General features: G+C 69.6%; 23 protein-coding genes. 9 read left to right on the forward strand and 14 right to left on the reverse strand.

Features of this window, described 5'->3' with window-relative positions; genetic code table 11:
• The first annotated feature begins 49 nt into the window (after window positions 1-49).
• Window positions 50-1429: a sigma-54-dependent transcriptional regulator gene (locus ACTHK2_RS08805; RefSeq protein ID WP_440245332.1), complete on the forward strand. Its 1380-nt coding sequence runs from the start codon at window positions 50-52 to the stop codon at window positions 1427-1429.
• A gap of 8 nt (window positions 1430-1437) precedes the next feature.
• Here ACTHK2_RS08805 and ACTHK2_RS08810 read toward each other — a convergent pair whose 3' ends face one another.
• The 4 genes from ACTHK2_RS08810 to ACTHK2_RS08825 form a co-directional block, all read right to left on the reverse strand.
• Window positions 1438-2112 (reverse strand): hypothetical protein, encoded by a 675-nt coding sequence (locus tag ACTHK2_RS08810; protein ID WP_440245333.1) that lies wholly within the window; start codon window positions 2110-2112, stop codon window positions 1438-1440.
• Window positions 2113-2209: 97 nt separating this feature from the next.
• Window positions 2210-3313 carry a DUF3182 family protein gene (locus ACTHK2_RS08815; protein WP_440245334.1) on the reverse strand — a complete coding sequence of 368 codons (1104 nt, stop codon included), beginning with the start codon at window positions 3311-3313 and terminating at the stop codon, window positions 2210-2212.
• 33 nt (window positions 3314-3346) lie between these two features.
• Window positions 3347-3652: a hypothetical protein gene (locus ACTHK2_RS08820; protein WP_440245335.1), complete on the reverse strand. Its 306-nt coding sequence runs from the start codon at window positions 3650-3652 to the stop codon at window positions 3347-3349.
• Window positions 3653-3713: 61 nt separating this feature from the next.
• Window positions 3714-4658, reverse strand: a complete 945-nt coding sequence (locus ACTHK2_RS08825; protein ID WP_440245336.1) for a GGDEF domain-containing protein — start codon at window positions 4656-4658, stop codon at window positions 3714-3716.
• A 220-nt stretch (window positions 4659-4878) separates the two neighbouring features.
• Between ACTHK2_RS08825 and ACTHK2_RS08830 the strand changes: the two genes are divergently transcribed.
• Window positions 4879-5097, forward strand: coding sequence for a hypothetical protein (locus ACTHK2_RS08830; RefSeq protein WP_440245337.1), 219 nt, complete (start codon window positions 4879-4881; stop codon window positions 5095-5097).
• Between the two features lie 566 nt (window positions 5098-5663).
• On the opposite strand, the gene ACTHK2_RS08835 is transcribed toward ACTHK2_RS08830, so the two are convergent.
• From ACTHK2_RS08835 to ACTHK2_RS08870, 8 genes are all read right to left on the reverse strand, one after another.
• Window positions 5664-6956 (reverse strand): adenylosuccinate synthase, encoded by a 1293-nt coding sequence (locus ACTHK2_RS08835; RefSeq protein WP_440245338.1) that lies wholly within the window; start codon window positions 6954-6956, stop codon window positions 5664-5666.
• Between the two features lie 195 nt (window positions 6957-7151).
• Window positions 7152-7337 (reverse strand): DUF2065 domain-containing protein, encoded by a 186-nt coding sequence (locus ACTHK2_RS08840; RefSeq protein ID WP_440245339.1) that lies wholly within the window; start codon window positions 7335-7337, stop codon window positions 7152-7154.
• Between the two features lie 4 nt (window positions 7338-7341).
• On the reverse strand, window positions 7342-8202 hold the full coding sequence (hflC, locus tag ACTHK2_RS08845) for a protease modulator HflC (protein WP_440245340.1): 861 nt from the start codon (window positions 8200-8202) through the stop codon (window positions 7342-7344).
• Window positions 8202-9245, reverse strand: a complete 1044-nt coding sequence (hflK, locus tag ACTHK2_RS08850; protein ID WP_440245341.1) for an FtsH protease activity modulator HflK — start codon at window positions 9243-9245, stop codon at window positions 8202-8204. The genes hflC and hflK overlap by 1 nt, the downstream gene beginning before the upstream one ends.
• A 137-nt stretch (window positions 9246-9382) precedes the next feature.
• Entirely contained in the window at window positions 9383-10801 is a 1419-nt protein-coding gene (gene hflX / locus ACTHK2_RS08855) for a ribosome rescue GTPase HflX (RefSeq protein ID WP_440245379.1), read from the reverse strand.
• Window positions 10802-10974: 173 nt separating this feature from the next.
• Window positions 10975-11256 carry an RNA chaperone Hfq gene (gene hfq, locus ACTHK2_RS08860; protein WP_440245342.1) on the reverse strand — a complete coding sequence of 94 codons (282 nt, stop codon included), beginning with the start codon at window positions 11254-11256 and terminating at the stop codon, window positions 10975-10977.
• A gap of 148 nt (window positions 11257-11404) precedes the next feature.
• Window positions 11405-12364, reverse strand: a complete 960-nt coding sequence (gene miaA, locus ACTHK2_RS08865; RefSeq protein WP_440245343.1) for a tRNA (adenosine(37)-N6)-dimethylallyltransferase MiaA — start codon at window positions 12362-12364, stop codon at window positions 11405-11407.
• A 57-nt stretch (window positions 12365-12421) separates the two neighbouring features.
• Complete coding sequence (locus ACTHK2_RS08870; RefSeq protein ID WP_440245344.1) at window positions 12422-12928, reverse strand: response regulator; 507 nt, start codon at window positions 12926-12928, stop codon at window positions 12422-12424.
• A 195-nt stretch (window positions 12929-13123) separates the two neighbouring features.
• Between ACTHK2_RS08870 and ACTHK2_RS08875 the strand changes: the two genes are divergently transcribed.
• The 6 genes from ACTHK2_RS08875 to ispA all read left to right on the forward strand — a co-directional run bounded on the left by ACTHK2_RS08875 (window position 13124) and on the right by ispA (window position 19876).
• Complete coding sequence (locus ACTHK2_RS08875; protein WP_440245345.1) at window positions 13124-13525, forward strand: MerR family transcriptional regulator; 402 nt, start codon at window positions 13124-13126, stop codon at window positions 13523-13525.
• A complete protein-coding gene (locus tag ACTHK2_RS08880) occupies window positions 13522-15924 on the forward strand; it encodes a heavy metal translocating P-type ATPase (RefSeq protein WP_440245346.1) in 2403 nt (800 codons plus the stop codon). The genes ACTHK2_RS08875 and ACTHK2_RS08880 overlap by 4 nt, the downstream gene beginning before the upstream one ends.
• 178 nt (window positions 15925-16102) lie before the next feature.
• Entirely contained in the window at window positions 16103-17125 is a 1023-nt protein-coding gene (gene tdh / locus ACTHK2_RS08885; RefSeq protein ID WP_440245380.1) for an L-threonine 3-dehydrogenase, read from the forward strand.
• Between the two features lie 45 nt (window positions 17126-17170).
• Window positions 17171-18547 (forward strand): tRNA lysidine(34) synthetase TilS, encoded by a 1377-nt coding sequence (tilS, locus tag ACTHK2_RS08890; protein ID WP_440245347.1) that lies wholly within the window; start codon window positions 17171-17173, stop codon window positions 18545-18547.
• A gap of 11 nt (window positions 18548-18558) precedes the next feature.
• Window positions 18559-18810, forward strand: a complete 252-nt coding sequence (locus ACTHK2_RS08895; RefSeq protein ID WP_440245348.1) for an exodeoxyribonuclease VII small subunit — start codon at window positions 18559-18561, stop codon at window positions 18808-18810.
• 172 nt (window positions 18811-18982) lie between these two features.
• Window positions 18983-19876 (forward strand): (2E,6E)-farnesyl diphosphate synthase, encoded by an 894-nt coding sequence (ispA, locus tag ACTHK2_RS08900; protein ID WP_440245349.1) that lies wholly within the window; start codon window positions 18983-18985, stop codon window positions 19874-19876.
• A gap of 162 nt (window positions 19877-20038) precedes the next feature.
• Here the strand turns inward: ispA and ACTHK2_RS08905 are convergent, their stop codons facing one another.
• Together ACTHK2_RS08905 and pmbA are read right to left on the reverse strand one after the other, a co-directional pair.
• A complete protein-coding gene (locus ACTHK2_RS08905; RefSeq protein ID WP_440245350.1) occupies window positions 20039-20467 on the reverse strand; it encodes a DUF4870 domain-containing protein in 429 nt (142 codons plus the stop codon).
• Between the two features lie 86 nt (window positions 20468-20553).
• Window positions 20554-21909: a metalloprotease PmbA gene (gene pmbA, locus ACTHK2_RS08910; protein ID WP_440245351.1), complete on the reverse strand. Its 1356-nt coding sequence runs from the start codon at window positions 21907-21909 to the stop codon at window positions 20554-20556.
• A gap of 24 nt (window positions 21910-21933) precedes the next feature.
• On the opposite strand from pmbA, the gene yjgA reads away from it, so the two are divergent.
• Window positions 21934-22473: a ribosome biogenesis factor YjgA gene (yjgA, locus tag ACTHK2_RS08915; protein WP_440245352.1), complete on the forward strand. Its 540-nt coding sequence runs from the start codon at window positions 21934-21936 to the stop codon at window positions 22471-22473.
• The last annotated feature ends 114 nt before the right edge of the window (window positions 22474-22587 follow it).

Consider the following 22587-nt stretch of genomic DNA (forward strand, 5'->3'; position numbering starts at 1 on the left):
CGCGAGGGGCCGCCACACGACGCGACACACCGTCTTCCGAGGATCATCGATGGATCAACCGACCGCCGCGCGCGTCCTCGTCGTCGACGACAACGACGCTTTCCGCGATATCGTCGCCGACGTCGCCCGGCTCGAGGGATGCGAGCTGACCCAGGCAGCGACGCTCGCACAAGCGCGCCGCTGCGTCGAGGAGTTGCGCTTCGACCTGCTGCTCGTCGACTTGTCCCTGCCCGACGGCAACGGGCTCGATCTCGTCGACGAGATCGACCTCGCCGAACACGGCCGCATCGCGATCGCCACCGGTTTTCCGTCGATCGAGAGCGCGGTGCGGGCGGTGCGCAAACCGGTGGTCGAATACCTGGTCAAGCCGGTGCCGGTGGACGCGCTCGCCAAGCTCATGCGCGACGCGCGCGAGCGCGCGGTGGCGCGCCTGCCGCGCGCGGCCGCACCGGTCGGCGGCATGGTGGGGCAGAGTCCTCCGATGCGCGCGCTGTTCGAGCAGATCCGGCGCGTCGCGCCGCTCGACGTCGCCGTCTTCGTGCACGGCGAAAGCGGCACCGGCAAGGAACTCGTCGCGCAAGCGCTGCACGAGCTCAGCGGGCGCAGCGGCCGTTTCATCGCGGTCAACTGCGGTGCGATCGCGCCGGACCTGCTCAGCAGCCAGCTGTTCGGCCACGAACGCGGCGCATTCACCGGCGCGGCGCAGGCGCACGGCGGTTTCTTCGAGCAGGCGCAGGGCGGCACGCTGTTCCTGGACGAGGTGACCGAGATGCCGCTCGCGCTGCAGGTCTACCTATTGCGCGTGATCGAGACGCGCACGCTCACGCGCGTCGGCGGCGCGCGCGAGATCCCGGTCGACGTGCGCATCGTCGCGGCGTCCAACCGCGATCCCCACCTCGCGGTCGCCAATGGCCACCTGCGCGCCGACCTGTACTACCGCCTCGGCGAGTTCCCGCTGACGATCCCGCCGCTGCGCGCGCGCCGCGAGGACATCCCACTGCTCGCCCGCCACTTCCTCGACCGCCTCAACCGGCGCTACGGCACCGACCGCGTGTTCGATGCCGACAGCCTGCGCCGGCTCGGCGACCGCAACTGGCCCGGCAATGTGCGCGAGCTGCGCCACGCCGTGCAGCGCGCGTACATCCTCGCGGACCAGCCCATCGTGACCATCGCCGAAGACACGGCGCCACGCGCGATCACCGAGAGCGACGGCTCGATCCGCTTCGCGGTCGGCATGAGCTTCGACGACGTCGAGCGCGAGATGCTGCTGAAGACGCTCGCCGCGAGCAGCAACAACAAGCGCCGGGCGGCGCGTGCGCTCGGCATCACGACCAAGACGATCTACAACCGCCTTCTGCGCTACCGCGAACAGGGCCTGATCGGCGACGACCTCGTCGGCAGCGGGCCGGACGACGACAAGGGCGAGTGACGCCCGACCTACGCCGCCTCGACGACCGTCGCGAGCGGCAACACCAGGCGCAGGCCGAATGCCCCGCCAGCGAGCGGCTCGAAGTCGGCGCGGCCGCCGATGCGTCGCACGGTGTCGTGGACCTGCGCGAGACCGAGACCCGCGCCCATGTCCGGGCCACCGAAGGCGGCGAACGCGCGATCGGCGCCGCGAACCGGCGGCGGGACCGGTGCGACGACGAGAACGAGTGATCCGGCACCGTCACGCGAGGCCGGACCGTTGCTCGTCTCGATCGTCAGCGCGTCGCACTGGCCCGCGTGCGCGAGCAGGTGGGCCAGCGCATCGCGCAGGAACGCGCGGTCGCACAGCACCGTCGCGTCGGTCGCGGTCCGTCTCAGCACGAGCCGCGCCTGAAGCTCGAGGCGCGCCTCCTCGAGCAGCGCGTGCACGTCGCAGGCTTCGGGGCGCGCACTCGCGGCGGAGGCGTTCGCCATCGCCTCGAGCAGCACGCGCTGGCGCTCGATCGCCTCGATCGCGCGCCCGAGCAACTGGCGCACCTTGTCGCCGTCGTCGAGGCGGGACGCGAGTTCGACGCTCGCGAGTGCGACCGCGAGCTGGTTGTTGAGGTCGTGGGCGAACTGGCCGACCAGCTGGCCGAGCGTTTCGACGCGGGGTGCGCTCGTCGACGATGCAGCGGATTCCATGACAGGCCTCGCTGTGGACGGGGGGGGCCGGCCCCGCTTCGGTGGCTCAGTCGTCGCAACGCGTGCGGCGACGGGCACTGGCGGCGCCACCGCGGGCTCACGACGCATGCATGTCGATCGTGCAGTAGCGCGTCAGGAGGCCACCGGCTTCGTCGCCGGCCCGATGATAGACCATCGCGTCGGCGGGAAGGTCGACATCGCCGATCGCCTCGTAGGTGGATGCACGCAGGCAGGCGAGTCCGGGCAGGTCGCGGAATGCGAGCATCGCGGCCACTTCGGCCGGGCTTTCTGCGGAGCAGCGCCAGAGCTGGCCGCGCACGCCCATGCGCACCTCGTCGTGTGCATTGCGCCCGCGCACGACATCGTAGCTGCGCCGCGAGGCGAACGAAGGTCGGTAGGCGTGTCCGAGCGCCGCATCATAATGGGCCGCCTTGAGCACGGCGGCGCGTTCGTCGGCATCGAGGCCGACGCGGTCGAGCGCGACGAAGTCGCCCTGCACGACGACGAGGTCGCAACCCGCGTGTACCGCATGGCCCTGCACGATGCGCGGCGCGCGACGCGTGCCGACGTAGCTGATCGATTGCGCACCGATGCGCGCGCTGCCGACGACGTGCACGGTCTCTTCCGCGAGCGCGTGCTCGACCACCACGCCATGCACGGCGAGATCGGCCACCGGTATCGCCTCCAGCGCCTCGACGCAGGCATCGATGTCGTGCAGCACGTCGCTGGCCTCGGCCGGTTCAGCATCGCCGCGATGCACGCGAACCGGGCCGCTTCGCAGCAGGCGCTTGGCCGCGATGCAGGCGTCCATGAGGGAGAACGCCGAATAGCCGCGCAGCACGCTCGATGAGAGCATGCGCGCGAGCGCATACGACCAGCTCTGCGGCACGATCGCGTCGGCCGACACCGGCGCATGCGTCGCCGCGCGCGTGCCGACGAATGCGTACGGAACGACGCCCCCGTAGAGATCGAGCTCGGAGCGGATGCCGAGCTGCGCCGCCTCACCGAGCGTGAGCGTATGGTCGGGAACGAAATAGATGCGCTGGCGCTCGTTGCGCGTGCTGCCGCCGTATTCGTACTGCAGCAGGCGCGCGATGCGCTCGGCGGTGTGGTTGAGGCATTCCCTGCCCGCGCTGTCCACCGCTGCCGTGACGGCTTCGACCCGTCCGGCTCCGCGGAACTGCTGCTCTTCGACGCCCATGATGCGACCTTCTGGAAGGAAAGCTGCGGGCACTCAAGCAGGCGACGTGCCAAGAGAGTGGTGACGGCCCGGCGCGGCACGGCCGGCAGTGGGCGCGAAATTATTTCCGCGTGCGCGAAACCATTGCCGCCGCACGCGCGGTGCGAGCCGTGCATCGGCGAGCGCGCGCACGTCGCGCTGCGTCTCGCCGCTGCGCGCGGTGACGCAGTGCGCCTTCGGCGGGTCGAACCGGAAGCCGGCGAGGAAGGCGCCGATGCGCGCGAGGCCACCACGACCGGCGCGCTCCACGAGGCAGCCGGCTTCCTCGATGCGCACGGCCACGCCGTCCCACTGACCCAACCCAAGTTCCCACGCGCGGATGCGGCATCGAATCCGACGGGTGCGACGGCGGCGGCCACCGTCAGCCCTCGGCGACGACGCGGTCGCGCCCCTGCTGCTTGGCAAGATACAGGCGCCGATCGACCGCCTCGATGAACGGCATGAGACCGTGCTCGTTGGCCGGCATCGCGGTACCGACGCCGAGGCTGATCGTGAGGCCGTCGCCGATCGCCGACGCCGCGTGGACGATGTGCGCGCGCGTGATCGCGTCGCGGCAGCGCGTGGCGAGCTTGCGCGCGGCCTCGGCTTTCGTCTCCGGCAACACCAGCGCGAACTCCTCGCCGCCGAACCGCGCGAGGAAGTTGCGCCTGCCCTGCACCGCGCCGAACAGCAGGTCGGCGACCTGCTTGAGGCAGGCATCGCCTTGCAGGTGGCCATAGTGGTCGTTGTATTGCTTGAAGTAGTCGATGTCGATCATCACCAGCGACAGCGGCTGCGCACTCGCCTTCGCCTGTGCCCATTCGCGTTCGACGACTTCGTCGAAGCGCCGCCGGTTGGCGAGGCCGGTGAGCGCATCCTTGAACGAGAGATCCTGCAGTTCCGCCTGCAGGCCGAGCAACTGCTCTTCGGTCCGCTTGCGTTCGCTGATGTCGAACATGAAACCGACCAGCGATTCGACCGAACCCTGCGCATCGCGCACGACGTGCACGACGTCGCGGATCCAGACGTAGTTGCCGGCGGGGGTCAGCGCGCGGTAGTCGGCTTCGTGGTCGACACCGGCCTCGGACTGGGCGATGCAGAACTGCACGACGCGCTCGCGATCGTCGGGATGGATGCGTTCCGCCCAATCCCGCGCCGTCACCCAGCTCGCCGGCGTCCAGCCGAGCAGCGCCTCGATCTGCGGCCCGATGTACGCGAACGACATCGTCTTCCAGTCGATCTTCCACGGAATCGCGCGGGTCGATTCGAGCAGGGTCTTGTAGATCGCGGGATCGACCCCCGTCGCCGGCTCGCGCTCATCGGTCATCGCCGATGCTCCTTCATCGTGGATTCCCCGCGGGCCGTAGCAAGCATGAGGCGGCGACGCACCGCCGGCACGCCGTCCGGCGGCCAAGCGCCACCGCCGGCCAGCCTGAATGCGATCCCGTGTCCGCCGTCACAGTCCGCTGCATCGATGTTCGACAAATTGGCGTGGTCGCCGACGAGGATCGCGGCGAAACGCAGCGACTGCAAGTGGGGTGGATTCGATGACCGGCAAGTTCGATTCGCGCGACGGGAACACGGCGCTCACCCGGCTCAAGGTGGCCGACACGAGCGCTGCAGCGCCGAACGTGGTCGGACGCGACGAGTTCAAGGTCAAAGTCATCGAGGCGCGCGTCAAGCTCAAGCTCATGCGGGATCGCACCGACGCGCTCAAGGCCGCGCTCGAACGCTTCCGCTCGCAGCGCGACGCCAAGCGCGCCTGACGCGGCGCGTTGCCGCGGATTCAAGGGCTCGCCCATCGGTCGGCATTTGCGATGCAGGCCGGCGCGCCCTTGCCCCGAGGACCGACAGGCTACCCTTCGTCGACCGGCGCCCAGCCGGACGTCAGCGCCGGGCGCGCGTGCGCACCGCCCTCTTCGTGCACGACGGCGCACCATGCTGCCCTTCGTGCGCGCAGCGGTCTTCCCCGTGGCCGAGCGGCTCGCCGTGCGCGAATGCTGCTTCGCCTTGCGCCTAGTCGCGGGCGACGACGTCTTCGACGTCGGTAGCTTCACGCCCGCGCGGCGCCGAGGCCGATGGCGATCGCCGGGCGCGCGGAGCGCACGCCGTGCTTGCCTTCGCGGATGTATTCCATCTCCTCGCGCACGAATTCGCCCGCCTGCGTGCTCACGGACCTGTATCGGCGCCGGTCGCGCGCGCGCGCTCGATGGTCTTCTTCCCGGGCATGGCTTGCGACTCCGTCGGCGTGCCGGATCGACACGACGTCGGTCGATCGCCGCGCGCTTGACGCTCGCGTGAACGCGCTCGCGCGCATTGGACTTGGCGCGCGTCAGGCGAACGGATCGCGCAGCACGATGTTCGCGTCGCGGTCGGGACCGGTGGACACGATCGCGAGCGGGCAGCCGGCGAGTTCCTCGAGCGCACGCAGGTAGGCGCGTGCCGCCGGCGGCAGCCGGTCCCATTCGGTGATGCCGTGGGTCGATTCCTGCCAGCCCGGGAATTCGAGGTAGACGGGCGTGCACTCTTCCCAGCCGGCTGCGTCGAGCGGCGCGTATTCGGTGCGCTTGCCGCGGTATTCGTAGGCAATGCAGATCTTGAGCTTGTCCATCCCGTCGAGGATGTCGAGCTTGGTGATGCACAGGCCCGTGATGCCGTTGATCGCGACCGCGCGCTTGAGCGCGACGATGTCCATCCAGCCGCAACGGCGCGGGCGGCCGGTCGAGGCGCCGTATTCCTGGCCGCGGTCGCGGATGCCCTGGCCGACCTCGTCGTCGAGCTCGGTCGGGAACGGGCCGCCGCCAACGCGCGTCGCATAGGCCTTGGCGATGCCGAGCACGTAGTCGATGTAGTCGGCGCCGACGCCGGCGCCGGCGAGCGCACCGCCGATCGTCGTGTTCGACGAGGTTACGTACGGATAGGTGCCGTGGTCGATGTCGAGCAGCGCGCCCTGCGCACCCTCGAACAGCACCTTGCGGCCCTGCTTGTGCAGGTCGTGCAGGATGCCGGCGACGTCGGACTTCATCGGCTCGACGTATTCGCCGAAGGCGAGCGCCTCGTCGAGCGTCTGCTGGTAGTCGACCGCGTCCACGCCGAGATACTTGGTGAGCACGAAATTGTGGTAGTCGAGCGCGGTTCGCAGCAGTTCGCCGAGCTGCTGCGGATAGTGCAGGTCCGCGACGCGGATGCCGCGGCGCGCGACCTTGTCTTCGTAGGCCGGGCCGATGCCGCGGCCGGTCGTGCCGATCGCCTTGCCGCCGGCGGCCTTCTCGCGTGCCTGGTCGAGCGCGATGTGGTACGGCATGATCAGCGGGGTCGCCGGGCTGATCTTGAGGCGCGAGCGCACCTCGACGCCGTTGCCCTCGAGTTCGGCGATCTCCTTCTGCAGCGCCGCCGGCGACAGCACGACGCCGTTGCCGATCAGGCACAGCGCGCCGTCTCGCAGGATGCCCGACGGAATCAGGTGCAGCACCGTCTTCTTGCCGTTGATCACGAGCGTATGGCCGGCGTTGTGCCCACCTTGGAAGCGCACGACCGCGCCGATGTCCTGCGTGAGCAGGTCGACGATCTTGCCCTTGCCTTCGTCGCCCCACTGCGCGCCGAGAATGACGACTGACTTGCCCATGCGAATGTTCCTGATACGAGAATGAGTGGCGACGGATCTGCACCGGGACGCCGATCCTCGGCGACACCCGGCGAGCGGGCCCGGGCAGAGGGTATGGAGACGGCACGACACGGGCGCGGGACCCGCCGGATCGCCGCTTGACGCGCGAATTGTAGTGCCTGTCGCCGCCGAGCACACCGTGCCGGGCGGCGACGCTCAGTGGACGATCCTGAGCAGGATCAGTCCGACCACGATCATGCCGCCGCCGTACAGGCGCAGGCGGCGCGGCTCGATCTGCTGCAACTGCTCGGCCATCCGCTTCCACGCCGCGGGTGCCGCGAACAGGAACAGGCCCTCGAGCACGAGCACGAGGCAGAGCGCGCTCGCGAGCGCCTCTCCCATGCGACTACTTGCTTTCCTGCAGGTAGTGCAGGAACTCGGATTTCGAATCGAGCACGAGCGTGCCGGGCGAGCCGCCGATCGCTTCCTTGTACGCCTCGAGGCTGCGGTAGAACGCGTAGAACTCCGGATCCCGCCCGTAGGCGCCGGCATAGATCTGCGCGGCCGCGGCATCGCCCTCGCCGCGTGTCTTCTGCGCGTCGCGGTAGGCCTCGGCGTTGATCACCTGCACCTGGCGCGCCGCATCGGCCTTGATCCCGCGTGACGCCTCTTCGCCTTCGGCACGCAGCTGGCTCGCGACCTTCTTGCGCTCCGAGCGCATGCGTTCGTAGACCGAGCCGATCACGGTGCCGTCCTCGGGCAGGTCGATGCGCTTGATGCGCAGGTCGAGCACGTCGATGCCGAACCCCTGCGTCTTGCCATTGGCGTCGGAGACGAGGTGCTGGGTCACGTCGGCGCGCCCGCCGGAGACGAGTTCCTGCAGCGTGCGCGAGTTGACTGCGGTGCGCAGGCCTTCCTTGACGATCGGCTCGACCAGGCGCTTCGCATTGCTCTCGTCTCCGGCGACGGCGACGAAGAACTTCGCCGGATCGGAAATGCGCCACTTCACGAAGAAGTCGATGTTGACGTCCTTCTTCTCGGAGGTGAGATAGCGCTCGGGCGCCGAATCGAGCGTGAGTACGCGCTTGTCGAAATGCTTCACCTGCTGCACGAGCGGGATGCGGAAATGCAGGCCCGGCTCGTAGCCGGTATGGGCGATGCGCCCGAACTGCAGCAGGATCGCGGTCTGGCCTTCCCTGACCACGAACATCGAATTGGCGGCGATGAGCAGCGCGACGAGCAGCGCGATGACCGGTGCTGTACGCATCAGCGGGCTCCCTTGCCCGAATCGGGCGTGATCACGGTCGCCGCAGGCACACGCGCGTCGGGCGCACCGGGCAGGTTCAGGATGTTCTTGCCGGACGTGAGGTCGATGACCCTGGTCGCGTTGCCGACGACCTGCTCCATCGTCTCGACGTAGAGGCGCTTGCGCGTGACTTCGGGTGCCGCCTTGTATTGCGACTCGATGAGATTGAAACGCTGCGCGTCGCCTTCGGCGCGCGCGATGACCTTGCTCTTGTAGCCCTCCGCTTCCGCCCGCACCGCGGCGGCATCGCCACGCGCCTCCGGCACCACCTGGCTCGCGTACGCCTTCGCTTCCTCCTCCGCACGCTGCTTGTCCTGCAGTGCGCGGTTGGCGTCGTCGAACGCGTCCTTGACGTCCTGGGGCGGACGCACGTTCTGGAAATTGAGTTCGCTGATCGACAGGCCCGCCTTGTACTGGTCGAGGTTCGCCTGCAACAGCTGCTTGGCCTGCACCATGAGCTCGCTGCGCTGGCCGGACAGGATCGTGTCCATGTCGCTGCCGCCGATCACGGTGCGCACCGCGCTTTCCGCGGCCTGGCCGAGCGTGGCGTCCGGCTCGCGCACGCCGAACAGGAACAGCTGCGGATCGCTGATGCGGTACTGCACGTTGAAGTCGACCAGCACGATGTTCTCGTCCTTGGTCAGCATGCGCACCTGGTCGTTCGTCTGCAGGGTCTTGCCGACCGGCACCGGCACGACCGTCTCGACCGGTCGCGGGAACTTGAAGTTGATGCCCGGCGTCATCAGGCGCGAAAACCGCCCGAAGCGCAGCACCACGCCGGTGTCGCTCGCGTTGACGCGCACCATGCTGTCCCATGCGCACCAGGCGATGAATGCGCCGAACAGCGCGACCGCGATGCCGCCGCCACCGCCGCCGAAGAGGCGATTGAAGAAATCCCGCACGCGGCGCGCGACGGCATCGAAATCCGGAGACGGACCATGGCTGCCGCCGCCGTCCTTCCATGGATCGCGCTGCTTGCCGCTGCCGGGTTCATTCCATGCCATCGCTCTTTACCTCGCTGCAGGACGCAGGCGCCAGGATCTTCGTGGAAGCGCGGCCGGATGCAGCCGCTGCGAATGCGTTCGACCGGACCGCGCGGGATCGACATCGCGAGCCGAACCGCGATCGCCGACGTCGAACGTCATGGACGATCGCGCGAGTCGGACCGTGCCGTCGGGCGATTGTAGGTAGCGCCTTCCGCGGCGGCAAGCAAGCGCGCGCGCAACCAGTCGCCGTCGCCGCCGGGCAGGCCGAACAGCGGTTCGACCAGTGCGCGTGGCGCGTCGATATGGATGTGCCAGCCATCCTCGTCGGTGCGCTCCGCGGCGACGAGGCCCTGCGCATGCAGGCGGGCGCGCAGGCGGCCCGCGTCGCTCGGCAGCAGCAAGTCCGCGCGCACGCGCTCATCGCCGAGGCGCGTGCCGATCGCCCGCAGCAGTCCGTCGATGCCCGCACCGCCGACCGCCGACACCCATGCGCGCGGCAATTCGCCGCCCTCGAGGTAGTCGACGCGACCCGCGCTCACCAGCGATGCGGCATGCGCGCGTTCCGCAGCAGCCTCCTGCGGTTCGCCGTCGGCTGCCGCGCCATCCAGCAGGTCGATCTTGTTGTAGACGAGGATCTGCGGCAGCTCGTCGGCGCCGATCTCCTTCAGTACGCGCTCGACGTCCAGGATGCGCTCGTCGCGTTCCGGATCGGATGCGTCGACGACGTGGAGGAGCAGGTCGGCATCGCGCGCTTCGGCGAGCGTCGAGCGGAACGCGGCGACGAGGTCGTGCGGCAGGTCGCGGATGAAACCGACCGTGTCGGCGAGCACGACCGGGCCGCAGTCGAGCCCGTCCAGACGGCGCAGGGTCGGGTCAAGCGTCGCGAACAGCTGGTTCGCGGCATACACCGACGAACCCGTGAGCGCGTTGAAGAGGGTCGACTTGCCGGCGTTCGTGTAGCCGACGAGGGCGACCACCGGCAGCTCGTTGCGCTGGCGCGAGCGGCGCGCGGTGGCGCGCTGCGTCTCGACCTTCTCCATGCGCTTCTGCAGTTGCTTGACGCGTTCGCCGAGCAGGCGGCGGTCGAGTTCGAGCTGCGTTTCGCCCGGGCCGCGCAAGCCGATCGCACCGCCGCGCTGGCGCTCGAGGTGGGTCCAGCCGCGCACGAGGCGCGTGGACATGTGCTTGAGCTGGGCGAGTTCGACCTGCAACTTGCCTTCGTGCGAACGCGCGCGCTGCGCGAAGATGTCGAGGATGAGGCCGGTACGGTCGACCACGCGGCACTCGGTGAGCTTCTCGAGGTTGCGCTCCTGCACCGGGCTGAGTGCGTGGTTGACGAGGATGATGTCCGCGTCGAGCGAGCGCTTGTGGTCGCGCAGCTCCTCGGCCTTGCCGGTGCCGACGAAATAGCGCGGATTGGGCCGCTCGACGCGCGCGGTCAGGCTGCCGACGACGGTGGCGCCGGCGGAGCGGGCGAGTTCGGAGAATTCGTCGAGCGCGAGCGGATCGGCGCGCCCGGGTGCCTGCGGCTGCAGCAGCAGCGCGCGTTCGCCTTTTCTGGATCGTTCGAACAGCGGAGTGACCTCGCGAAACGGGGCGGTCGGGATTCCGGCGTCGGGCCCGTCACGAACCCGGGCAACGAAGGCACGGACCGCCGGCACCGCCTTCGCAGCGCCAGGCCCGTCGCCATCCGCGCCGGCAGATGCCCTGGATGCGGTCGCGGATGCGCCGCTTCAAGGGCCGCCGCTCACGCGCCTTCGTTTTCCTCGTGCGCCTCCGGCGCCGGTGCCGCGTGCGTGGCGTGCCCTTCCGCGCCACCGACGCGCACGTTGCGCGACGGCACGACGGTCGAGATCGCGTGCTTGTAGACCATCTGGCTCACGGTGTTGCGCAACAGGACGACGAACTGGTCGAACGATTCGACCGTCCCCTGCAGCTTGATGCCGTTGACGAGATAGATGGAAACGGGGATGCGCTCGCGGCGCAACGCGTTCAGAAACGGATCCTGCAAGGACTGCCCCTTGGACATGGTCTTCTTCTCCTGCACCGAGAACCCCGAACCGGCAAAAGGTCGTGTGACGGCTACCCCAACCGCGCGTCACGTCCGATTCAACCCGCATTCAGTTTCGGGCATCTTAACGATTTGTTCCCACAAAAGAAAACGACGCCGTCCACATTTATGCGCGATGGCCCGCGCGAAGGCCGAACATCTTCACCGCCCGCCGCACATCGTCGGCCAACGCGCTGCCATCCGGGTCGAACCAGCGCGCATCGAGTTCGCTGCGCAGCCATGTAATTTGACGTTTGGCGAGTTGGCGGGTGGCGAATACGGCCTGGTCGCGGAACGTCGCCGCGTCCACCTCGCCGGCGAGGTACGGCCACGCCTGGCGATAACCGACCGCGCGCATCGCCGGCAAGTCCGGGTGAAAGGCCGGGTCGGCGCGCAGGCGGTGCGCTTCGTCGAGAAAGCCCGCAGCGAGCATCGCGTCGAAGCGTCGTGCGATGCGTTCGTGCAGCGGTGCGCGCTCGCGCGGCACCAGCGCCATTTTGAGCACGCGCCACGGCAGTCGCTCACGCGGGCCTTCCTGCTGGGCCGACAACGGTCGCCCGCTGAGTTCGATCACTTCGAGTGCACGCTGTATGCGCTGCGCGTCGCCGGGACGGATCCGCTCGGCTGCGATCGGATCGAGTCGGCCCAGCCGCTCGTGCAGGGCCGCCCAGCCGATCGCGCGCGCCTCGTCCGCGAGGCGGCGACGTATCCCGGGATCGGCGTCCGGCAGCGCCGACAGCCCATGCTCGAGCGCGCGGAAGTAGAGGCCGGTGCCGCCGACTAACAGCGGGACGCGGCCTGCCCGAGTGATCTCGTGCATCGCCGCGAGCGCATCGGTGCGGAAATCCGCGGCGGAGTACGCCTGCGCCGGATCGCGGATGTCGACGAGCCGGTGCGGATGGCGCGCGAGCGTCGCCGCGTCGGGCTTGGCGGCGCCGATGTCGAGACCGCGATAGACGAGCGCGGAGTCGACGCTCACGAGGTCGAGATCGAAATGCTCGGCGAGCGCGCAGGCGAGCGCTGTCTTGCCGCTCGCGGTCGGGCCCATGAGGAAGATCGCTGCCGGGCGTTGGTCCGTTCGATTCATGCCGCGCGCATGGTGCCATCGCCGCGGCGTTCGTGCGCGGGTATCGCGTGCCGGATGTCAGGACTCCGACGCCGCGCTCTGCGCGGAGGCGTGCATGTAGTGGCGGCGCGGCAACAACGACACGTCGAGCAGGTTCTCGATGCGCATGAACACTTCCGAGCGCGAGAACGGCTTCTTCATGAAATCGTCGGCGCCGATGCGCTGCGCATAGAACTGTTCGGTCGCCTGCTCGTTGCCGCTCATCATGATGATCGGTATGTCTCGCGTGGCCGGCTGCCGGCGCAACTGGCGTAGCGCGGCGAAGCCGCTCATGCCGGGCAGCACGATGTCGAGGAAGACGAGGTCGGGGCGCTCGGCCAGCGCGAGTTCGATACCCTTCTCCGCATCGAACGCCTCGAGCACGACGTAGCCGTTCTGCCGCAGCATGCGTCCGAGCAGGGTCACGACCGTGGTCGAATCGTCGACGACGAGCACGCGCATGCCGCCGCGCGCATTCAGGCGCGGACCCGCACGGCGCTGCGGCGGCGCGCGCTCGCTACCGCCTGCGCCGAATAGACGCTTCACAAAACCGAGAATATCCATCGACCCCCCGTCGATTCCCCCCTATGCCACTTGCATGACACAGGCCTTTAGTGTCCGCGCAATGCCGGGGACGCACAAGCCGACCCGTTCTCATTTGTCCCGCCACGGGGCCGCTTGACCCCGGACTCGGGTCCAGGGTTTACCCTGACCCGCATGAACGCCCGCCATCACGCCTCCATGACCATCGGCCAGCTCGCGGCCTGCGCCGGCGTCGGCGCCGACACGGTGCGCTACTACGAGCGCGAGGGCCTGATGCCGACCCCGCGCCGCAGTGAAAGCGGTTACAGGCGTTACGACGCCGCGAGCGCCACACGCCTGCGCTTCATCCGCCGCGCGCGCGATCTCGGCTTCAGCCTCGACGACGTGCGTGAGCTGCTCGCCCTTTCCGCCGATGGCGGGCATGGCACGCAGGGCGTGCGCGCGCGTGCCGAGGCGCGCCTGGCCGACATCGAGCGGCGCATCGCCGAACTGCGCCGCGTGCAGCGTGGCCTCCGGATCCTCGTCGACGCCTGCCCCGGGCACGGCCCGCTCGATGCCTGTCCGATTCTCGCCGCGCTGGGCGGCAAGGAAGGCCCATGAAACCGTCGTCGCCGTCGCCGTCGCCCGCGCATCGACACGCGCATTCCGAACCCGGCCCGAAACCCGGGCACGCGTGCTGCGCGCAACGCGCGGACGATGCACTTGCCGCCAAGCCCGTTGCACGCGATCCCGTGTGCGGCATGCAGGTCGATCCGGGCGCGACGCCTCATCACGCCGTGCACGACGGGACGACATGGCACTTCTGCTCCGCGCGCTGCCGCGAACGCTTCGTCGCCGACCCCGGCACCTATATCGGCATGAAAGCCGCCCCACCGCCGGCGCCGGCGACGGCGATGGCGGATGCGGTTTACACGTGTCCGATGCATCCCGAGGTTCGCCAACAGGGGCCTGGCACCTGCCCGATCTGCGGGATGGCGCTCGAGCCGGAGATGCCGAGCCTCGACGACGGCGGGGATCCGGAGCTGCGCGACTTCTCGCGGCGCTTCTTCCTCAGCCTGCCGTTCACGCTCGCGACCTTCGTGCTCGCGATGGGCGCAGGCCACGCATGGCTGCCGTCGGCGGCGTGGCGCAGTGCGATCGAATGGGCCCTCGCGACGCCGGTCGTGCTCTGGGCCGGTTGGCCGTTCCTCGTACGCTGCGTGCAGTCGATCCGCACCGGGCATCCGAACATGTGGACGCTGATCGGCATCGGCGTCGCCGCGGCCTGGGGGTACAGCGTCGTGGTGCTGCTCGCGCCGGGGCTGTTTCCCGCGTCGTTCCACGAACACGGTCGTGTCGGCGTCTATTTCGTAGCGGCGGCGATGATCGTTTCGCTGACGTTGCTCGGCCAGTTGCTGGAGCTCCGCGCACGCTCGCACACTTCGGCGGCGATCAAGGCGCTGCTCGGCCTTTCGCCGAAGACTGCGCGCCGGCTGCGCGAAGACGGCAGCGAGGAAGACGTGCCGATCGCCGACATCGCGGTCGGCGACCGCGTGCGCGTGCGGCCGGGCGAGAAGGTCGCGGTCGACGGCGAGGTGGTCGAAGGCCGCTCCGCCATTGACGAATCGATGCTGACCGGTGAACCGCTGCCGGTGGAGAAGGAGCCGGGCGCGACCGTGATCGGCGCGACGCAGAACACCAGCGGCAGCCTCGTCGTGCGCGCGACGCGCATCGGCGCCGACAGCGTGCTCGCGCAGATCGTGCAGCTCGTCGCGCAGGCGCAGCGCACGCGCGCGCCGATCCAGCGCCTCGCGGACCGCGTCGCGGCAGGTTTCGTGCTCGCGGTGCTCGGCGTGGCGCTCGTCACCTTCTTCGCCTGGGGCCTGGCAGGCCCCGCGCCGTCATGGACCTGGGCGGTACTCAATGCGGTGTCCGTACTCATCATCGCCTGCCCCTGCGCACTCGGCCTCGCCACGCCGATGTCCGTGATGGTCGCGAGCGGGCGGGCCGCGCGCGCGGGCGTGCTGTTCCGCGATGCGGCGGCGATCGAGACGCTGCGCCGCATCGACACCCTCGTCGTCGACAAGACCGGCACGCTCACCGAAGGACGCCCGCGTTTTCGTGAAATCGTGCCCGCGCCGGGCTGGACAGGCGACGAGGTGCTGCGCATCGCCGCGAGCCTCGACCAAGGCAGCGAGCACCCGCTCGCGGCGGCGCTCGTCGCCGAGGCGCGCGCACGGGCGCTGCCGCTCGAAACCGCGGCGGATTTCGAATCGACCGCCGGCATCGGCGTACGCGGCCGCATCGGCGGAAAGGACGTCGCGCTCGGCAACGCCGCACTCGCACGCGGCTTCGGCGTCGCGTCGTCGCCGCTGGCCGCGCGCGCCGAGGCGCTGCGCGCGGAGGGCGCGAGCGTCATGCACCTCCTCGTCGAAGGCGGCCTGGCCGGCCTCCTCGCGGTCGCCGATCCGATCAAGGCATCCACGCCGGCGGCGATCCGGACGCTGCGCGAAGGCGGCATGCACATCGTGATGGCGAGCGGCGACGGCGTCGCCACCGCGGCCGCGATCGCACGCGGGCTCGGCATCGACGAGGTGCACGGCGACCTGCGCCCGGAGGACAAGGTCACGCTCGTGCAGCAGCTGCGCGAGCAAGGACGTCGCGTCGCGATGGCCGGCGACGGCATCAATGATGCGCCGGCGCTCGCTGCGGCCGACGTCGGCATCGCGATGGGCAGCGGCACCGACGTCGCCATCTCCAGCGCGCAGGTGACGCTCGTGCGCGGCGATCTCGGCGGCATCGTGCGCGCCCGCTCGATCTCGCGCGCGGCGGTCGCCAACATGCGCCAGAACCTCGTGTTCGCACTGCTCTACAACGCCGCGGGCGTGCCCCTCGCGGCCGGCGCGTTGTACCCCGCCTTCGGCATCGTGCTGTCGCCGATGGTCGCGGCCGCGGCGATGAGCCTGTCGTCGGTGTCGGTGGTCGCGAACGCGCTGCGCCTGCGCAACGCCCGGGTGTGAGGCGACGCCGCAACCGGTCATCGACACGCGTTTGCGGGGGGGCCCGCCGGACCATCCGGCGGCGAATCGAACGGCATCGCGGTTTCGTGCGCCGCCGCTGCGCGGCGCGCGCGCGCAGGACGTATAATTCCGCGGTTCGCCTACCCGCACCGAGCGAGTTACCTCCATGTCGCAGATGATGAAGGCCCTGGTCAAGCGCGAGGCCGCGCGCGGAATCTGGATGGAGGAGGTCCCGGTTCCGGAGATCGGCCCCAACGACGTGCTCATCAAGCTCGAGAAGACCGCGATCTGCGGCACCGACCTCCACATCTACAAGTGGGACGAGTGGTCGCAGCGCGTGATCAAGCCGGGCCTGGTGATCGGCCACGAGTTCGTCGGTCGCATCGTCGACATGGGCCCGGGCGTGCGCGGCTACAGCCTCGGCCAGCGCGTGTCGGCCGAAGGCCACATCGTCTGCGGCGTCTGCCGCAACTGCCGCGCGGGCAAGCAGCACCTGTGCCCGAACACGGTCGGCATCGGCGTCAACCGCAACGGCGCGTTCGCCGAGTTCGTGTCCGTGCCGTCCTCCAATCTTTGGCCGATCCCCGACCAGATCCCGAGCGAGCTCGCCGCGTTCTTCGATCCGTACGGCAACGCCGCGCATTGCGCGCTCGAGTTCGACGTGATCGGCGAGGACGTGCTCATCACCGGCGCCGGCCCGATCGGCATCATCGCCGCGGGCATCTGCAAGCACGTCGGCGCGCGCAACGTCGTCGTCACCGACGTCAACGACTACCGCCTCAAGCTCGCCGCCGACATGGGTGCGACCCGCGTCGTCAACGTGTCCAAGCAATCGCTCAAGGAAGTGGTGAAGGACCTGCACATGGAGGGCTTCGACGTCGCCCTCGAGATGAGCGGCAACCCGCGCGCCTTCAGCGACATGCTCGACTGCATGTACCACGGCGGCAAGGTCGCCCTGCTCGGCATCCTGCCGAACGGCGCCGGCATCGACTGGGACAAGGTCATCTTCAAGGGACTCACGCTGCACGGCATCTACGGCCGGCGCATGTACGAGACCTGGTACAAGATGACGCAGATGGTGCTGACCGGCTTCCCGCTGCAGAAGGTGCTCACGCACCAGATCCACATCGACGACTTCCAGCGCGGTTTCGACCTCATGGATTCGGGCAACTGCGGCAAGGTGGTCTGCTCCTGGACCTGATGCTCGCGGATCCGACGCCCTGGCCCTGACGCGACGACCGCCGGCATGACACCGAGCCGCCGCATCCGCGACATCATCGAATCGGCACTCGCCGAGCTGCCGCAGACGCCGATCCTCGCCGCGTTCAGCGGTGGCCTCGACTCGATGGTGCTGCTGCACGCATTGGCGCAATCGGACGCGACGCGGGCGCGCGGACTGCGCGCGGTGCACGTCGACCACGGCCTGCACGAAGACAGCGAGGCGTGGGCGCGCCGCTGCCGCGAATTCGCCGATGCGCTCGGGGTCGAGTTGATCGTGTGCGCGGTCGACGTCGTGCGCAGCCCCGGCCTCGGCCTCGAGGCGAGCGCCAGGCGCGCGCGCTACGCGGCGATCGAGACCCTGCTCTCGCCCGGTGAAATCGTCGCGCTCGCCCATCATCGCGACGACCAGGCCGAAACCGTGTTGCTCAAGCTGCTGCGCGGATCGGGGCCCGAAGGCATCGGCGCGATGCGCCCCTTGCGCAGGCTCGGCCGCGGGTTCGCGTGGCGGCCGCTGCTGCTGTTGCCGCGCGCGGCATTGCGCGAATACGCCGAACACCATCGCCTGGGCTGGATCGCTGACCCGAGCAACGCCGACCAGACGATCGACCGCAACTACCTGCGCATGCAGGTGATGCCGCGCATCACCGCGCGCTGGCCCGAGGCCGAGAGCAGCATCGCGCAAAGCGCCGCCTGGGCGCGTGCCGCGGCCGAATTCATCGACGTGGAAGCCGAACGGGCGCTCGCCCGCATCCAGGGCCTGGACCCATCGACCCTGCAGTTCCGCGAATGGCTCGCGCTGCCGACTGCGCTGCGCGACCCGGTGCTGCGCCGCTGGCTGCGCGCGCTGGACCTGCCCGAACCGACGCACTATCAGGCCGCGGAACTCGTGCGCCAGCTCGGCGAAGCCGGCGAAGACCGCCAGCCGTGCGTGCGCTGGCCGGGCACGGAAGTGCGCCGCTATCGCGACCTGCTGCACGCGCTGGCGCCATTGCAGTTCCCGCCGCTCGAGTGGGTCGCGGCGTTCGACGGCAGTCCGCTGGCGCTGCCGCTCGATCTCGGCGTGCTGCGCCTGCGTGGCGCCGCCGGTGACCTGCGGCTGGCCGTCCCGCTGCAGGTGCGCTTCCGGCGTGGCGGCGAAAGCCTGCGCCTGTCCAGCGGCGGCCACACGCGCGAGCTGCGCGACCTGTTCCAGGAGGCCGGCATACCGCCGTGGAAGCGCGGCCGCCTGCCGCTCGCGTTCGATGCCGACGGCGCGCTCGTCGCGGTGGCCGACATCTGGCTCAGCGAAGCGGGTGCCGCCCTGCTCGCCCCGTCGGGCGCACGCTTCGAATGGACGTCCGCCGAAGGCGCGCGGCGCGGTGGCGACAGGCTCGCGATTGATCTTGCGGACGCGCTGAGCTAGTTTTCGCGCCCATGCCAAAGCCCGCCGCCGAAACCTCGCAGGTCGCCGACTTCGAGAAGTCCCTCGACGAACTCGAACAGCTCGTCGGCCGCATGGAACAGGGTGATCTCAGCCTCGACGAGTCGCTGCAGTCGTTCGAGCGCGGCATCGCGCTCTACCGCAACTGCCAGGGCGCACTCGACCAGGCGAAGCTGCGCGTGAGCCAGTTGCTCGATCCGGGGGTGCCGGAAGGTGCCCAGCCCTTCGACCCCGACGTGCCGTGATTTGTGCGATCGTCCATGATCGCGGCCTTGTCGGGGTGTAGCTGTTCGAACGGATCGTAGCCTCGCCCTGAAGTCCACAGCGGCCATCCATGGCCGCACTTTTCAAGGAAGGCATCAAGACCATTTACTGCGGGTGGGGCATTTGCCGTCCGCCCCGTCGAGAGCTGTCTACGTGAGCGATCTTTCTCCTGAACTTCTGGCGCTGTCGGTGCGGGCGGACGAGGCGCTGGCGCACGTGTTGCCGGATGAGGCGCAGCCGCCGGTCGAATTGCATCGCGCGATGCGCTACGCCGTGCTCGGCGGGGGCAAGCGCCTGCGGCCGTTGCTCGTCTACGCGACCGGCCTCGCGTTTGGCGCGGCGCCGGAGCAGCTGGATGCATCGGCCGCCGCGGTCGAGATCATTCACGCCTACTCGCTCGTGCACGACGACCTCCCGGCGATGGACGACGACGACCTGCGCCGCGGCCGGCCGACCTGCCACGTCGTATTCGGCGAGGCGATGGCGATCCTCGCCGGCGACGCGCTGCAGGCGCTCGCATTCGAGGTGCTCGCGAACGATCCTGCGCTCGCCACCGACCCGGCGAACCACCTCGCGATGCTGCGCACGCTCGCCGGCGCCTGCGGCTCGCACGGCATGGCGGGCGGCCAGGCGTTCGACCTCGCGGCGGTCGGACAGGTGCTCGACGCGCCCGAGCTCGAGCGCATGCACGTGCACAAGACCGGCGCGTTGATCCGCGCGTCCGTGCGCCTCGGCGCGCTCGCCGCCGGCGTCCGCGACGCGCGCGTGCTCGACGCGCTCGAGACCTACGGTCACGCGATCGGGCTCGCGTTCCAGATCCGCGACGACCTGCTCGACATCGAGGCGGATACCGCGCAGCTCGGCAAGACCGCCGGCAAGGACGTCGCGGCGAACAAGCCGACGTATCCCGCGATCCTCGGCGTCGACGCCTCGCGTGCGGAGCTCGCGATGCTGACCGCACGCGCGCTCGCCGCAATCGAACCGCTTGATGCGCGCACCGACGTGCTGCGCGGCCTCGCCCTCTTCGTCTCCGCCCGCAAAAGCTGAGTCCAGGGAGGCCTCACCCCGTGCAGGGCCATGGATGGCCGACGACAGGGGGTCCACTTCCGCAATGGACTCACTCCGTGCAGGCCATGGACCGCCGTCGACACGGCGCGACCGGCTCCGCGCAATACGCCGGCCACGCGATGCGCGCGGCCGGCGCGAACCTCACTTCACGAGACGCAACGCGAACGGATAGCGGTAGGCGACGCCTTCATTCGCCTTGATCGCGGCGACGATCGTCAGCACGAACCAGGCCACGAACAGCAGCAGGCCGATCGGCACCGTGAGCAGCGCGCCGATGAAGAACGTGCCGATCGTGACGACCCACAGCGCGGCCGCGACGATGAGCGCGGTGATGTTGAAGTTCAGCGCTTCCTTCGCCTGGTCGGCCGCGAACGGCAGCGTATCGCGCTTGACGAGCCAGACGATGAGCGGGCCAATGACGCAGCCGATGCCCGTGATGAACGCGCTGAACGCGGACAGGTGGCCGATCAGCGCCCAGGTACGGTCGTCGTTCGAAGGCACCGGGGACTGGACCGTTTCGGGCACGCTGGCCGGGGTGGCGCTGCCCGTATCGTTCTCGTTCTCGCTCATGCGCTCTCTCCGCGTTGGGTGGCGATGTCGAATCTGGGTGCGCGCGAACGACGCCACAATAGCGCGGAAGTCATGCCTGTGCCGCGCTATTCGCCTGCGATCGTCATGCGCTCGAGCAGGATCGACCCGGTGAGGATGTGCGAGCGCGGGTCGACGTCGCGGCCGACGGCTACGACGTTCGCGTACATGTCGCGCAGGTTGCCGGCGATCGTGATCTCCTCGACCGGGTACGCGATCTCGCCGTTCTCGACCCAGAAACCGCTCGCGCCGCGCGAGTAGTCGCCGGTGATCAGCGACACGCCCTGGCCCATGAGCTCGGTCACGAGGAGGCCGCGACCCATGCGCCGCAGCAGCGCAGGCGTGTCGTCCTCGCCCGGCTGCACGACGATGTTCTGCACGCCGCCCGCGTTGCCGGTCGACTGCAGGCCGAGCTTGCGGGCCGAGTAGCTGCCGAGGATGTAGCGCGCGAGAACGCCGTCGCGGACGAGGTCCGAGTCGCGCGTGGCGACGCCTTCCGAATCGAACGCCGTCGATCCATGGCCGCGCGGGATGTGCGGCCGCTCGACCATCTGCATCCAGTGCGGGAACACCGGCTTGCCGACGTGATCGACGAGGAAGCTCGCGCGCCGGTACAGCGCGCCACCGCTCGCCGCGGAGAGGAAATGGCCGACGAGGCTGCGCGCGACTTCGGGCACGAACAGCACCGGGCAGTCGCGCGTCGTCAGGCGCCGCGCGCCGAGGCGCGCGACGGTGCGTTCGGCCGCCTTGCGCCCGATCGACACGGCGCTGGCGAAGTCGCTCGCGCGGCGCACGCTGTCGTACCAGTAGTCGCGCTGCATGCCGGACTCGTCTTCCGCGATCAGCGCGACCGAGAGCGTATGGCTCGTGCCGCGCTCCGTCCCGACGAAGCCGAGCGAGTTCGCGTATGCGGTCAGCGATGCGCCGACCTGCACCGATGCGCCGTCGGAATTGTCGATGCGCGGGTCGTGCGAGCGCCCGGCCTCCTCGATCTCGACGCCGAGGCGGATCGCCTCCTCGGGCGTGATGTCCCATGGATGCCAGAGGTCGAGATCCGGGATCGTCTTCGCGAGCAGGGCCGGATCGGCGAGCCCATTCGCCGGATCCTCCTCGGTATGGCGCGCGATCGCGCACGCATGCTCGACCGTCTGCTCGATCGACTTGGGATCGAGATCGGCCGTGCTCGCCGAACCCTTGCGTTTGCCGAAATAGACGGTCACCGAAACGCCGCGATCGCGCGTGCGCTCGACCGTCTCGACTTCGCCGAGGCGCACGCCGACGGCGAGGCCGAGATCGACGCTCGCGGCGGCGTCCGCTTCGCTCGCCCCCTTCGCGCGGGCGAGGCGGACCACGTCCTCGGCGATCGCGGCGAGGCGGTCGAGGTCGGCGGAGCTGGTATCTTTGTCGGTCACGATGGCATTCATTGCAGCATTATCCTGGAATCCGTGATGCACGACCTGCACGACGACGAATCGCCGGAGGCCCTGGGGCCGAGCCGCAGCCAGTTGCGGCGCGAGGCGCTTGACATCTTCAAGCTCGCCGAGACGCTGTCCAACCTCAGCGAGGCCGAACTCGCCCGCGTGCCGCTCGACGACGACCTGCGCGAGGAAGTGCGACGCACGCGCGCGGTCACGTCACACATCGCGCGCAAGCGCCAGAACCAGTTCCTCGCCAAGCAGATGCGCAAGCTCGACGAGGAATCGGTCGAGGCCATCCGCTACGCGCTCGGCGTCGACCGCGAGAAGGCGCATCGTGAAACCGCAGCGATGCACCGCCTCGAAACCTGGCGCGAACGCCTGCTCGCCGAAGGCGACGACGCGCTCGCCGAATTCATCGCGCAGCATCCGTCCGCCGATCGCCAGCGGCTGCGCCAGCTCGTGCGCAACGCACTCGCCGAACGCAAGGCGGACAAGCCGCCGCATGCGTACCGCGAACTGTTCCGCGTGTTGCGCGAGGCGAGCGACTCCGACGCCGGCGCGGCGGAATGACGGCCGCCGGCGGCGCGCGGCGACACAAGGGTTCCTGCCCGTCGCCGCCAGCGCGATCCACGCGGTCGCGCCGAAGTGCGGCCAGCGGAAACAGTACGCGTCTGGCGCGAGTCC

The sequence above is a fragment of the Dokdonella sp. genome, assembly GCF_051958935.1.
Classification (GTDB): Bacteria; Pseudomonadota; Gammaproteobacteria; order Xanthomonadales; family Rhodanobacteraceae; genus Dokdonella_A.